The organism is Poseidonocella sp. HB161398 (genome assembly GCF_005870025.1).
GTDB lineage: Bacteria > Pseudomonadota > Alphaproteobacteria > Rhodobacterales > Rhodobacteraceae > Mangrovicoccus.
In genome coordinates this window covers 40,892-52,880 of the sequence record NZ_VATA01000018.1, presented here as the reverse complement: position 1 = coordinate 52,880, position 11,989 = coordinate 40,892, and the positions used below count along the sequence as shown (strand labels likewise).

Annotated in this window: 11 protein-coding genes; 2 read left to right on the top strand and 9 right to left on the bottom strand. The window is 69.3% G+C overall.

The annotated features are described in order from the left end of the window. The first annotated feature begins 16 nt into the window (after window positions 1-16). A complete protein-coding gene (locus tag FGX59_RS15565; RefSeq protein ID WP_138467890.1) occupies window positions 17-1,897 on the top strand; it encodes a PhoX family phosphatase in 1,881 nt (626 codons plus the stop codon). Between the two features lie 51 nt (window positions 1,898-1,948). On the opposite strand, the gene FGX59_RS15560 is transcribed toward FGX59_RS15565, so the two are convergent. From FGX59_RS15560 to FGX59_RS15545, 4 genes are all read right to left on the bottom strand, one after another. Next, the gene (locus tag FGX59_RS15560; protein WP_138467888.1) at window positions 1,949-2,368 is read right to left on the bottom strand and encodes a type II toxin-antitoxin system VapC family toxin; all 420 of its coding nucleotides are present in this window, start codon (window positions 2,366-2,368) and stop codon (window positions 1,949-1,951) included. Next, window positions 2,368-2,622: a type II toxin-antitoxin system prevent-host-death family antitoxin gene (locus tag FGX59_RS15555; RefSeq protein ID WP_138467886.1), complete on the bottom strand. Its 255-nt coding sequence runs from the start codon at window positions 2,620-2,622 to the stop codon at window positions 2,368-2,370. The genes FGX59_RS15560 and FGX59_RS15555 overlap by 1 nt, the downstream gene beginning before the upstream one ends. Window positions 2,623-2,747: 125 nt before the next feature. Continuing rightward, complete coding sequence (locus tag FGX59_RS15550; RefSeq protein ID WP_138467884.1) at window positions 2,748-3,923, bottom strand: type III PLP-dependent enzyme; 1,176 nt, start codon at window positions 3,921-3,923, stop codon at window positions 2,748-2,750. A gap of 267 nt (window positions 3,924-4,190) precedes the next feature. Then, window positions 4,191-4,652 carry an Lrp/AsnC family transcriptional regulator gene (locus FGX59_RS15545; RefSeq protein WP_138467882.1) on the bottom strand — a complete coding sequence of 154 codons (462 nt, stop codon included), beginning with the start codon at window positions 4,650-4,652 and terminating at the stop codon, window positions 4,191-4,193. Window positions 4,653-4,834: 182 nt separating this feature from the next. Between FGX59_RS15545 and FGX59_RS15540 the strand changes: the two genes are divergently transcribed. Beyond that, window positions 4,835-6,064 (top strand): PLP-dependent aminotransferase family protein, encoded by a 1,230-nt coding sequence (locus FGX59_RS15540; protein ID WP_138467880.1) that lies wholly within the window; start codon window positions 4,835-4,837, stop codon window positions 6,062-6,064. A gap of 42 nt (window positions 6,065-6,106) precedes the next feature. On the opposite strand, the gene FGX59_RS15535 is transcribed toward FGX59_RS15540, so the two are convergent. From FGX59_RS15535 to FGX59_RS15515, 5 genes are all read right to left on the bottom strand, one after another. Then, window positions 6,107-6,922, bottom strand: a complete 816-nt coding sequence (locus FGX59_RS15535; RefSeq protein ID WP_138467878.1) for an IclR family transcriptional regulator — start codon at window positions 6,920-6,922, stop codon at window positions 6,107-6,109. A gap of 250 nt (window positions 6,923-7,172) precedes the next feature. Then, window positions 7,173-8,711 carry an FGGY-family carbohydrate kinase gene (locus FGX59_RS15530; RefSeq protein WP_171060662.1) on the bottom strand — a complete coding sequence of 513 codons (1,539 nt, stop codon included), beginning with the start codon at window positions 8,709-8,711 and terminating at the stop codon, window positions 7,173-7,175. A gap of 14 nt (window positions 8,712-8,725) precedes the next feature. After that, complete coding sequence (locus tag FGX59_RS15525) at window positions 8,726-9,391, bottom strand: HAD family phosphatase (RefSeq protein ID WP_138467874.1); 666 nt, start codon at window positions 9,389-9,391, stop codon at window positions 8,726-8,728. A 4-nt stretch (window positions 9,392-9,395) separates the two neighbouring features. Continuing rightward, on the bottom strand, window positions 9,396-10,865 hold the full coding sequence (locus FGX59_RS15520) for a mannitol dehydrogenase family protein (RefSeq protein WP_138467872.1): 1,470 nt from the start codon (window positions 10,863-10,865) through the stop codon (window positions 9,396-9,398). A gap of 114 nt (window positions 10,866-10,979) precedes the next feature. Then, the gene (locus FGX59_RS15515) at window positions 10,980-11,981 is read right to left on the bottom strand and encodes an ABC transporter ATP-binding protein (protein WP_138467870.1); all 1,002 of its coding nucleotides are present in this window, start codon (window positions 11,979-11,981) and stop codon (window positions 10,980-10,982) included. Window positions 11,982-11,989 lie beyond the last annotated feature (8 nt).

Genomic DNA, 11,989 nt, shown 5'->3' with positions numbered 1-11,989 from the left:
GCTAGGAAGCATTGTGATGGATCCGAAATCCCAAATCGACCTCTCCTGGGACGAATTCGACGAGATGCGCGATCCGCGCCCGGCCGCGAACGGCTTCGACGAGGTTGTCGAGCGCGCGCTGTCCCGCCGCGGCTTCCTCGGCAGCGTCCTGGCCTTCGGCTCCGGTGCCGCGGTCTTCGGCTCGGGCCTGATGAGCTCCACCACCGCCGCCCGCGCGGAAGGCGCCGCCTTCAAGTTCCAGCCGATCGGCATCGCCACCGATTTCGAGATCCACGTCCCCGAAGGCTACCAGTGGAAGCCGCTGGTCAAATGGGGCCAGGCGCTGTTCTCCGTGGCCGAGGGCGCCTATTCGCCCGAGACCGGCGTTCCCGTCGCGATGTCCGACAAGGTCTTCGGCGAGAATACCGACGGGATGGAGACCTTCGAGGCGGACGGCCATGTCCTGCTGGCGATCAACTCGGAATACGTGAACCCGAAGATCAACCTGCCCGCCGAGTCCGAAGGCATGCCGAAGACCGCCGACGAAGTCCTGATGCTGAAGAACATGCAGGGCGTCACGGTGCTGGAAATCGCGCCGCAGGGCGGAACCTGGGACGTCGTGGTCGACAGCCCCTTCAACCGCCGCATCACCCATGAGACCCAGATGGTCATGGACGGCCCCGCGGCCGGGTCGGATCTGGTGAAGACCAATGCCGATGCCGAGGGCGTGAACCCCAAGGGCACGATGAACAACTGCGGCTCGGGCAAGACGCTCTGGGGCACGTACCTGACCTGCGAAGAGAACTTCAACGGCTATTTCGGCACCACCGGCGCGATGCCCGAGGGCGAGGGCTACAGCCGCTACGGCATCGGCGGCGAAGGCCGCTACGCCTACGAGAAATACGACGCGCGCTACGACCTGTCGAAGGAGCCGAACGAGCCGCACCGCCACGGCTTCGTCACCGAGATCGACCCCGCCGACCCGCAAAGCACCCCGGTCAAGCACAGCGCGCTCGGCCGCTTCAAGCACGAGAACGCGGAAATGGTGCAGGCCGCCGACGGCCGGATCGTCGTCTACATGGGCGATGACGAGCGCGGCGAGTTCATGTACCGCTATGTCTCGAACGGCTCCTGGGCCGAGGGCCAGCCGACCGACGGGCTGCTGTCGGACGGCACGCTCTATGTCGCGAAGTTCAACGCCGACCAGACCGGCGAATGGCTGGCGCTGACGCCCGAGACCACCGGCATGCCGATCGAGGAGATCCTGGTCTTCTCGCGCATGGCCGGCTCGAAGGTCGGCGCGACCACCATGGACCGTCCCGAGTGGATCGCCGCCAACCCGCTGAAGGCGGAGGCCTATTGCGCGCTGACCAACAACAAGAACCGCGGGCTGAAGCCGAATGCCGGCGGCGACGCGACCCCGGTCGGCGGCCCGAACCCGCGCGAGGCCAACAATTACGGCCAGATCGTGCGCTGGCAGCCCGAGGGCGGCGATCACGGCGCGGACGGCTTCGCCTGGGATCTCTTCGTGATGGCCGGGAACCCCGAGGTCGGCGACGGCGCCTACATGGGCTCGCCGAACGTCACCGCGGGCAACATGTTCAACTCGCCCGACGGCATGGCCTTCTCCTCCGACGGGATGCTCTGGATCCAGACCGATGGCGAGGACAGCAACGAGGGCGAATTCGCCGGCATGGGCAACAACCAGATGCTGGTCGGCGACCCGGAAACCGGCGAGATCGCCCGCTTCCTGACCGCCCCGAACGGCGCCGAGGTCACCGGCCTGACCTGGTCGCCCGACGGCAAGGTGGCTTTCGTCGGCATCCAGCATCCGGGCGGCTCCTGGCCGGACGGCGCGGGCAAGCCGCGTTCGGCCGTGATCCAGGTCTGGCGCGAGGATGGCGACGTCATCGGCTGAGCCGCGGCCTGCGGAACCGGAAAGGCGCCCTGCGGGGCGCCTTTTTCCGTCTCAGCCCTGCCAGGGATCGAGAAGCGCCACGCCGGTCGCGGCGAAATCGCCGGTATTGCGGGTGACGACCGTCAGCCCGTGGACCAGCGCGGTGGCGGCGATCAGCGCGTCGCGCTCGGATTTCGGGTCGGGCACGTGCAGCCCCGCGCAGCGCAGCGCGACGGCGGCATCGACGGCGAGGCAGCGCGGCGCGAATTCCGGCAGGACATGGTCCTGCATCCACTGGCGCAGCCGCCGGCCCTGCAGCGGATCGCGCCGCTCCATCCTCAGGATGCCGATCTCCAGCTCCATCAGGGTCAGCGCCGAGACATGGCACTCCGCCGCCTCGACCGCGCCGACCCAGGCGGCGACATTCGCATCCGCCCGGCCGTCGCCGAGCTTCCGCAGCTCGGAGATGACATTCGTGTCGAGAAGGTACATCAGGAGAAATCGGCGGGACGGCTCTTCAGCCCGGTCTTCGGCGGATCGAACTCGATCTCCGACAGGCCCGGCATGGCCAGCGCCTCGGACAGCTTGCGCCCTGCCCCGCTGAGCCGGCGGTATTCCTCGATGGTCAGGAGCACATGCGCCGGGCGGCCGCGATCGGTGATGAAGACCGGCCCGTCCTGCGCCGCCCGCTTGGCGCGGCCGACATCCTGGTTCAGCTCGCGGCTGGTCAGGGTGGTGATGGTCATGGACAGGCCCTCCGGCTAATGTAGCAACGTTACTACATATGGGGGCGCAGAGCAAGGCGGCAAGCCCCGGAACGCCAAAGGCCGGCCCCGCGCGGGGACCGGCCTTTTCGCGCGCGGGGCGCCGGTCAGATGACGATGACAGCCAGCGGCGGGAAGCCGTTGAAGCCCACCGAGGAGTAGCTCGAGGTATAGGCGCCGCAATTGCGGATGATCACGCGGTCGCCGCATTCGAGGCCAAGCGGCAGCTGGACCGGGCGCTTTTCATAGAGCACGTCGGCGCTGTCGCAGGAGGGGCCCGCCAGGATGCAGGGACCGGTCTCCTGGCCGTCCTTCGCAGTGGCCAGCTGGTAGCGGATCGCCTCGCCCTCGGTCTCGGCCAGGCCGGAGAAGCGGCCGATATCCAGGTAGACCCAGCGGTGCAGGTCGTCATTCGACTTGCGCGACACCAGCAGCACCTCGGCAGCGATGGCGCCGCAATCGGCGACCAGGCCGCGGCCCGGCTCCGCCATGATCTGCGGGACGATGCCGAAGCGCTCGTGGATCAGCTCCATGACTTTCGACGCGTATTCGGTCTTGCCGTCGACTTCCTCGCCGTAGAAGGCCGGGAAGCCGCCGCCGATATTCAGCAGGGTGAGCGCGAAGCCCGCCTCGCGCGCGGCGGCCCAGGCACCGGCCACGTTGTCGAGCACGCCGGTCCACATGGTGGCGCGCCGGGTCTGGGAGCCGACATGGAAGCTCAGGCCGCGCGGATCGAGCCCCAGCTCCTGCGCCAGCTGCAGCAGCTCGACGGTCTTCGAGGGCGCGCAGCCGAATTTGCGGCTGAGCGGCCAGTCGGCTTCGCAGTTCTCGACCAGGATGCGGATATAGACCGAGGCGCCGGGCGCGTTCTCGGCGATCTTCTTCAGCTCTTCCTCGCTATCGGCAGCGAAGAGGGTCAGGCCCGCGGCATGGGCAAAGGCGATGTCGGCCGGACGCTTGACGGTGTTGCCGAAGGAGATCGTCTCGGGGCGGGCGCCGAGCGACAGGCAGAGCTCGATCTCGCCACGCGAGGCGGCGTCGAAATGCGAGCCGAGCCCGACCAGCGTGGCGATGATTTCCGGCGCCGGGTTGGCTTTGACGGCGTAATGGATGTCGGCATGGCCGAGACCGGCCTTCAGCGCGGCGAAGTTCCCGGCGACGATGGAGCGGTCGATCACCAGCGTCGGGCGGTCGAAGGACGCACCGGCAATGAAGGTCTCGAGGCGGGATGCGGACAGGTCGAAGGCGCCGACGACGTCGGGGGTTGCAGCGGTCATGGTCATCTCCATCAGGATCCCGGGTCGTGCCGGAAGATTAAGGGAGACGTTTCCGTCGCTGCATCGCTTGCCGGGATAGGTCCCTCTGGGCCAGAGGCGCGTGCGTTGGCGTCTGTTTTGCGCATATGCATAGAAGCGGGATTCGTCGCAAGACCTTAGTTGATCCAAATCAGGATAAATTTTTCCGTCCTGCTGCCGGCCCCCGCAACCCATTGAAATCCCTTTCGTTACCGTGGATTCCGTTGCAGCGCCGCCAAGGGCGCGGAGAGGGGGTCAGACCGGGATCTCGGTCGAGGCCTTGATCTGCTGCATCGGGATCTCGGTCTTGACGCTCTGCACGCCCGGAAGCCGGGTCAGGTGATGCGCCTGGAACTGCCGGTAGCTCTGGATGTCATGCACCACGACGCGCAGGAGGAAGTCGCAATCCCCGGCCATCAGGTGGCATTCGACCACTTCGGGCATCTTGCGCACGGCCTCGGCGAAGGCGTCGACGCTGCGCCCGTCCTGCCCGGTCAGCCAGATGCGGGTGAAGATCGTCATTCCCAGCCCCAGCGCCGCCGGGTTGAGGATCGCGACATAGCGGTCGATGGCGCCGCTTTCCTCCAGCCGCCGCACCCGGCGCAGATAGGGGGTCTGGGACAGGCCGACCTCCTCGGCGATCTCGCTGCTGGTGCGCTTGCTGTTCTTCTGCAGCGCGCGCAGGATTTTCCGGTCGATCTCGTCGAATTGCTGCATCGTCTCGCCTCCGCTGACCTTTAGTGCATTACGCCACGATTTTCCGGAATCATAGGGCATGACCTCTAAAATTGGCGCGGATATCCCGGAATTTGGCGTCCAATCTTCATCTTCCTGCGCTAGAACGCTGCGGTGCGGAAGCCGGGAGAACGCCCGGACCGCGGAGACTCAAGGATAGAGACATGACTGGACGTGCCGAATTCGCCTCCTGGCTGGAGGGTACCAATGATCTGACGAGCCGCTTCGTGGGCTCCGCGGGCATTGCGGATCTCGTCAATGTCGCGGGCGGCCTGCCCGAACCGTCGCTATTCCCCGTCGAACGCCTTGCCATGATCGCCTCGGACGCCATCCGCAACCAGCCAGAGCTGGCGCTCGGCTATGGCCCGACCGGCGGCATGCCGGAGCTGCGCGAGGAGATCGCCGCCCGCTACCGTGCCCGCGGTATCCGCATCGACGCCTCGAACGTGCTTCTGACCGCCAGCGGCACCCAGGCGCTGGATCTGGCCGGCAAGGTGCTGATCGAGCCCGGCCGCCGCGTCGCCTGCGACTTCCCCACCTATGCCGGGGCGATGGACGCCTTCCGGCCGCGCGGGCCGCGCTACCAGCATCTGGACCTCTCCGCGCCCGAAAAGCTCGGCGCCGCGATGGAGCGCGCCGATCTGGTCTACATGATCCCGAACTTCTCCAACCCGACCGGCAAGCTCGTCGACCTGGAGACCCGCCACGCCCTGGTCGAGGCCGCGCATCAAAGCGACACCTGGATGATCGAGGACGATCCCTATGGCGCGCTCTACTATGACGGCCCTGCCCTGCCGGGGCTGCTGCAGCTCTCGGCCGAGCGCGGCGAGGGCGACTGCTACCGCGGGCCGGTAATCCACATGGGCAGCCTGTCGAAGCAGCTGGTGCCCGGGCTGCGCGTCGGCTGGGTCATCGCCGCGCCCGAGCTGATCGCGAAGATGAGCTCGGCCAAGCAGGCCACGGATCTGTGCTCCAACTCGCTGGCGCAGCTCATCACCCTGGCCGCCTTCCGCGAAGGCATGATCGAGGAGCTGCTGCCGCGCTCCCTCGCGCTCTACCGCGAACGCCGCAGCGCACTGGCCGACGCGATGGAGCGGCACATTTCGCACTGGTTCGAGTGGGAGATCCCGGTGGGCGGCATGTTCATCTGGGCCCGCGCCAAGGACCGCGCGCTCGATGTCGAAGCGGTGGTCGAGGCCGGGATGAAGCGCGGCGTGCTGGTCGGGCCGGGCAGCGCCTTCGATCCGATGGGCCTCTCGGGCCCGGCGCTGCGGCTGAATTTCACGCTGAACGATCCCGGGAAGCTCGACCGCGCCATGGAGCGCCTTGCCGACGCGCTGGAAGAGGTCACTCCGACCCGGCAGCGCCGGGAAAGCGCCGTCGCCGCGGGTTGAGCCCGCGCCCTGCGGTCCCGGCCCTGCCGGGACCCGTCGCGGTCAGAGCGTGCCGAGTTCCGCGAGGCGCGGCGAGGGCAGCTCCATGTCGGCGCCGAGCCGCCGCGAGATGTCGGCGCACATCTCCACCAGCGCGTCGCGGCAGTATTCCGGCGGGAAGATCGAGGTGCCCGAGAGCCGCTGGATGAAGGGGATCGTCACCGCGGCCACGGCCTGGCCGGTGAAATCGAAGATCGGCACCGAGAGGTTCAGCACCCCGGCGATGGTCTGCGAGGGGCTGACGCAGAAGCCCTGGCTGCGCACCATCGGCAGATCGGCCTCGAAATCGGCGCGCTTGGGCGAGTCGCGCCCGGCCTCGCCGATCAGCCGGTCGAGCGCCTCCGGATCGAGCCAGGCGGCCAGCACCCGCCCCGAGGCGGTGTCGTAGAGCGGCACATGCGCGCCGAGCCGCACCGAGGTCAGGTTGTTGTCCGGGCAGTCCACCTGGGCGATGACCAGCATCTCGCCGCGGTGCAGGATGCCCAGATGCATCGACTGGTTCAGACGGTCCGCGAGGCGCTGCATCGGGTCGCCGGCATAGGCGGCCATGCGCTTTACCGGCGGGTGGCGGTGCGCCATGACGAACATCTTGGTGGTCAGGTGATAGCGGTCATTGTCGATCTCGACATAGCCGCGCTCGCGCAGCACCATGAGCATGCGGAAGATCTCGGAGGAGGTCCGGCCCAGCGTCTTGGCGATCTCGGCCTGGGTCAGCCCATCGGCCACGGTCGACAGAAGCTCGAGGATATCAAGCCCCTTGGACAGGGCCGGCGCCCTGTATTTCGTCGATTCACCGTTCTCGTCGCCGGTCGCACTCATCTGTTCACCCCGAATTCACTTGAAGGCCGAGATTGGCAGATAGGGCGGAAATCCGAAAATTTCATGGCCCGGCTGCGAAAACCGGCTGACATTGCGTCCCGGCAGCGCGCAAGCGGCGGATCTGCGCCCGTGCCGGACTGCCTGGCAGTGTCGTGACGGGCCATAGCAGAAGCCCGCGCCGATCCGCCAGCAGGATTTCGCAGGTGCAGCACAAATTTCATTGCACTTGCAGCATAGCGTGAGCGTCCGGTCAGGCGGTGACGGCGGCGCGCTCCAGGCGACGGCGGAAAGCGGCGTAATTGCGCGCCAGAAGCGCCGCGGCTGCCGGATCCGGGCGGAAGCTGTCGGTTGCGGGCGCCATCTGTGCCAGCAGCCCCGGCAGCGCCCCTGCCCCGCCGCCCGCCGCCGCGGCCGCGGCGATCGCGCCGCCAAGGAGCACGGCATCGGGCCCGGCGGGGCGCAGGAGCTCCAGCCCGGTGGCATCGGCGACGAGCTGGGCGAAAGGCGCGGCCGCCGCCAGGCCGCCGGTCGCGTGGATCCGACCCGGTGCGACTCCCGCCTGCGCCATGTGCCCACTGACATGGCGCACGGCCAGTGCCAGCCCGGTCATCGCCCGCCAGTAGAGTCCGCAGAGCGCGTCGAGACCCTCGCCCTCGGGCGCCGTCCCGGGGCCGAGCCCGCCGCCCGCCTCCGGGAAGGGCGCGCGGCCGCCCTCGAAATCCGGCAGGACCAGCCGCGAGCCGCCGAAGCCCGCGCCGTCGCGGGCGCGCAGCACCGCGATCCGCGCCAGCACCTCGGCATGGCTCCGCCCCCTCCCATGGGCCGCCAGCACCCGGTCGAGCAGCGCGCCGCCCGAGGAGAGACCGCCCTCGCTGATCCAGAGCCCCGGCAAAACCGCATCGGCGAAGGGGCCCCAGAGGCAGGGCGCTTCGGGCGGGTGGCCGGAAAGCCCCATCACGCAGACCGAGGTTCCGGCGATCAGCGCGAGCTGCGCGCCGCCCGCAGGCTGCAGGGCGCGCAGGCCCAGAATGCCGGCGAAGGCGTCGATCATCCCGGCGGCGACCGGCGTTCCCGGCGCGAGGCCGAGCTGGTCCGCACGGACCTGGTCCAGGCGCCCTGCCACGGCGCCTGCGGGCAGCCCGGCCTGCGGAAGGTCCAGCCGGTCGCGCAGCCCCGCCAGCCCGGCGGCGGCGAGGAAATCCTCCTGCCAGCCGCCCGCGCCTTCGATCCAGGGCCATTTCACCGCGAGCGCGCAGCGCGAGACGGCGGCCCGGCCGGTGGCAAGGCGCGTGAGGTGGTCGGCCAGATCCTCGGCGCGGCCGAGCCGCTCCCAGAGCACGGGGCGGCGGCGCTTCAGCCAGAGGAGCTTGGCCGCCTGCATCTCGGGCGACATCCGCCCGCCCTGCAGCGCGATCAGCCGGTGGCCGGTGGCGGTGCAGGCCGCCGCCTCCTCCGCGGCGCGGCGGTCGAACCAGGCGAAGGTATCCCGGCCGTCGGGGCCCAGCGGCAGGGGACGGCCCTCGCGGTCCGACAGCACCAGCGAGCAGGTCGCGCCAAAGGCGAGGCCCTTGATCGCGGCAGGGTCGGTGGCAGTTCCGGCGACAAGCTGCGAGACCGCCCGGCAGACGGCCTCCCAGATCCGGGCGGAGGCGTATTCGGCTTCGGCCCCGGACCCGCGATGCAGCTCGAGCGCGGCCTCGCAGCGGCCGAGCATCTGTCCCTCCGGATCGAACAGCGCCGCGCGCGCGGAGCCGGTGCCCACGTCTACCGCGCAGAAGTAAGCGGCCATTTTCCCCACCGATGTCAGCCGAGCTGCCGCAGGATCGCGGGCAGGTCCTCCATGCGGTCGATGATGGCGTCCGGCGCGCATTTTGCAACCGTTTCGCGCAGGGCGGCGGGTCCGGCATGGCTGCCGCCGGTGAAGGCCACGGCCCGCATGCCCGCGCGCCGCGCCGCTTCGAGCCCCGCGGGGCTGTCCTCGATCACGGTGCAGTCGCCTGGACAGGCGCCCATTTCCGAAGCCGCATGCAGGAAGAGATCGGGGGCGGGCTTGCCGTTCGCGACCATGGTGGCGCTGAAGAGATGCGGCTCGAAGAGCGGCAGGAGCCCGGTCAGGCCGAGCGAGCGGCGGATCCGCTCGGGCTGGGAGGAGGAGGCGACGCAGGCCGGGCGGCCGAGCGCGCCGACCGCCGCCGCCACGCCCGGGATCGGCCGCAATTCCGCGGCGAAGCGCGCGAAGAGCCGGTCGCGCATCTCCTCGGTCATCTCCTGCGTCAGGCCGAAGCCCCGCTCGCGGCGCAGCCAGTCGGCCACCGAGGCCATCGACCGGCCGAGAAGCGCGCGGTAGCCGGTGGCATGGTCGAGCGCGCAGCCCTGCTCGGACAGGTATCCGGTGAGCACGTCGAGCGAGATTGGCTCGCTGTCGACCAGCACCCCGTCGCAGTCGAAGATGACCAGCCCCGCCGCCATTGGCTCAGCCGCCGAGATAGCGGGTCAGCACCTTTTCGGTGCCCTCGGACCAGAGCGCGTCCAGATGGCGGCAGAAGGCGCCGGCGAAACCCTCATGCGCGGCCAGGTCGCCATAGACCGCCTTCTGCTCGAGCCAGGCCATCGGCCGCGCCTTCGCCGCCTGCGCCACCGCGGTCAGCCGGTCCCAGGCCGGGTCGTTCGGCGCGATCTCGGCGCCGCTATCGGTGACGCCCGCGCAGTAGCGGGCCCAGAGCGCGCATTCGAGCGCCAGCCCCTCGTGCCCGCGCCCCGCCGCCAGCGCGTCGCGCAGCGTCGGCAGGATGAATTTCGGCTGCCGGTTCGAGCCGTCGAGGCAGAGGCGGCGGATGGTGTCGCCGATCTTGGGGTTGGAGAAGCGCCGCTCGATCAGGTCGAAATAATCCTCGAGGCTGGTATCGGGCACCGGCGGGACATTGGGGATGATCTCGGTCTCCTCCAGCTTCCTGAGGAAGCCGCGGACCAGCGGATGGGCCATGCCTTCATGGACGAAATGGATGTCCATCAGCCCCGCGGGATAGGCGATCGCCGCGTGGCCGCCATTGAGGATGCGCAGCTTCATCAGCTCGTAGGGGGCGACATCGGGGACGAACTGCACGCCCGCCTTTTCCAGCGGCGGACGGCCGAGGGGGAAGTTGTCCTCCATCACCCATTGGGTGAAACCCTCGCAGAAGACCGGCCAGCCGTCCTCGAGCCCGAACTCGTCGCGCAGGATCGCGCGCTCGCGGTCGGTGGTGGCCGGCGTGATCCGGTCGACCATGGAATTCGGGAAGGCGACGTTCTCGGCGACCCAGGCGGCGAAATCCGGATCGGAGAGCTCCGCCAGCCCGGTCAGCGCGTTCTTCGTCACCCGGCCGTTATGGGGGATGTTGTCGCAGCACATGATGGTGAAGGGCGCCAGCCCCGCGGCGCGGCGCGCGCGCAGCCCGGCGAGGATCATGCCGAAGACGGTCTTCGGCGCCTCGGGCAGCGCGGCATCGGCGCGGATCGCCGGATGGGCCGGATCGAAGCGGTCGTTCTCGTCGAGGAAGTAGCCGCCCTCGGTGATCGTCAGCGAGACGATGCGGATATCGGGTGCGGCCATCCGCGCGATGATCGCCGGGGCATTGGCGGGCTCGACGAAATCGACCATAGAGCCCAGCACCTTGGCGCGGCTCGAGTCGGCCTCCTGCTCGACCAGCGTGGTCAGCCAGTCCTGCGCGGCCAGGATGCTGCGCGCGCGGGCCTCGCCCTCGAAGACGCCGGCGCCGACCAGCGCCCAGTCGCGCCCCTCGCCCATGGCGAAGAGCCGGTCGAGATACTCGGCCTGGTGCGCGCGGTGGAAATTGCCGACGCCGAAATGCAGGATGCCGGGGCTGAGCGTGCTGCGGTCATAGCCGGGCGCTGCCACCGCGGCGGGCAGCGAGGACAGGACGGCGTCGGAGAGATGCATCGGCATGGTCCACCTATTGGGTCGCGCGGCCCCTCGCGGCGCCGCCTGTTTTGCCGTCCGCGGGCGGGAGGTGCCCGCGGACCAGGGCTCCCGGGGACGGATCCGGAAGCCGGGGGAGGCTCAGAGCCGCAGCCCGTCGGCGCCGAAGCGGTGGATCTGGTCCTCGCGCGGCGTCATCCAGATGGTGTCGCCGTGGCGGAAGCCGATCTCGCCGGAGGCGCGGACGGTGATGACATCGGCCAGGCCGGTGTCATGGACGTGGAAGAAGCTGTCGCTGCCCAGATGCTCGGAGACGGCGACCCTGCCCTGCCAGCGGCCTTCGGTGGCCGAGACCTCCAGGTGCTCGGGACGGATGCCGATCGTATGGGCGCCCTGGGCATCGGCCTCGGGTCCGGTGATGAAGTTCATCTTCGGCGAGCCGATGAAGCCCGCGACGAAGAGGTTGCGCGGGCTGCGGTAGAGCTCCAGCGGCGAGCCCACCTGCTCGATATTGCCCGCGCGCAGCACGACGATCTTGTCGGCCATGGTCATCGCCTCGACCTGGTCATGCGTCACGTAGATCATCGTGGTGGCCAGCCGCTCGTGCAGCTCGGATATCTCGAGCCGCATGCCGACCCGCAGCGCCGCGTCGAGATTCGACAGCGGCTCGTCGAAGAGGAAGGCCGCGGGCTCGCGCACGATGGCGCGGCCGATGGCGACGCGCTGGCGCTGCCCGCCCGAGAGCTGCCCGGGCTTGCGGTCGAGATAGTCGCTGAGGTTCAGCGCCTTGGCCGCGCCCTCGATCCGCCGCGCCTGCTCGTCCTCGGGGATGCCCGCCATCTTCATCGGGAAGGCGATGTTCTTCCTGACCGACATGTGCGGATAGAGCGCGTAGGACTGGAAGACCATGGCGAGCCGGCGCTTGGCCGGGGGCAGCGCCGTCGCCTCGGCCCCGTCGATCGAGATCGTGCCGGAGGTGACGTCCTCCAGTCCGGCGATCAGCCGCAGCAGCGTCGACTTCCCGCAGCCCGAGGGGCCGACGAAGACGACGAATTCGCCGTCATTGATCTCGAGGTCGAGCGGCGGAATGACCTGCACGTCGCCGAAGCTCTTGGTGACCTGGGAAAGCGTGATTTGTCCCATGGGTTGTT

Coding starts and splice junctions, on each gene's coding strand:
- FGX59_RS15565 (WP_138467890.1), top strand. CDS start 17: ATGGATCCGAAATCCCAAATCGACCTCTCCTGGGACGAATTCGACGAG.
- FGX59_RS15560 (WP_138467888.1), bottom strand. CDS start 2,368: ATGTACCTTCTCGACACGAATGTCATCTCCGAGCTGCGGAAGCTCGGC.
- FGX59_RS15555 (WP_138467886.1), bottom strand. CDS start 2,622: ATGACCATCACCACCCTGACCAGCCGCGAGCTGAACCAGGATGTCGGC.
- FGX59_RS15550 (WP_138467884.1), bottom strand. CDS start 3,923: ATGACCATGACCGCTGCAACCCCCGACGTCGTCGGCGCCTTCGACCTG.
- FGX59_RS15545 (WP_138467882.1), bottom strand. CDS start 4,652: ATGCAGCAATTCGACGAGATCGACCGGAAAATCCTGCGCGCGCTGCAG.
- FGX59_RS15540 (WP_138467880.1), top strand. CDS start 4,835: ATGACTGGACGTGCCGAATTCGCCTCCTGGCTGGAGGGTACCAATGAT.
- FGX59_RS15535 (WP_138467878.1), bottom strand. CDS start 6,922: ATGAGTGCGACCGGCGACGAGAACGGTGAATCGACGAAATACAGGGCG.
- FGX59_RS15530 (WP_171060662.1), bottom strand. CDS start 8,711: ATGGCCGCTTACTTCTGCGCGGTAGACGTGGGCACCGGCTCCGCGCGC.
- FGX59_RS15525 (WP_138467874.1), bottom strand. CDS start 9,391: ATGGCGGCGGGGCTGGTCATCTTCGACTGCGACGGGGTGCTGGTCGAC.
- FGX59_RS15520 (WP_138467872.1), bottom strand. CDS start 10,865: ATGCCGATGCATCTCTCCGACGCCGTCCTGTCCTCGCTGCCCGCCGCG.
- FGX59_RS15515 (WP_138467870.1), bottom strand. CDS start 11,981: ATGGGACAAATCACGCTTTCCCAGGTCACCAAGAGCTTCGGCGACGTG.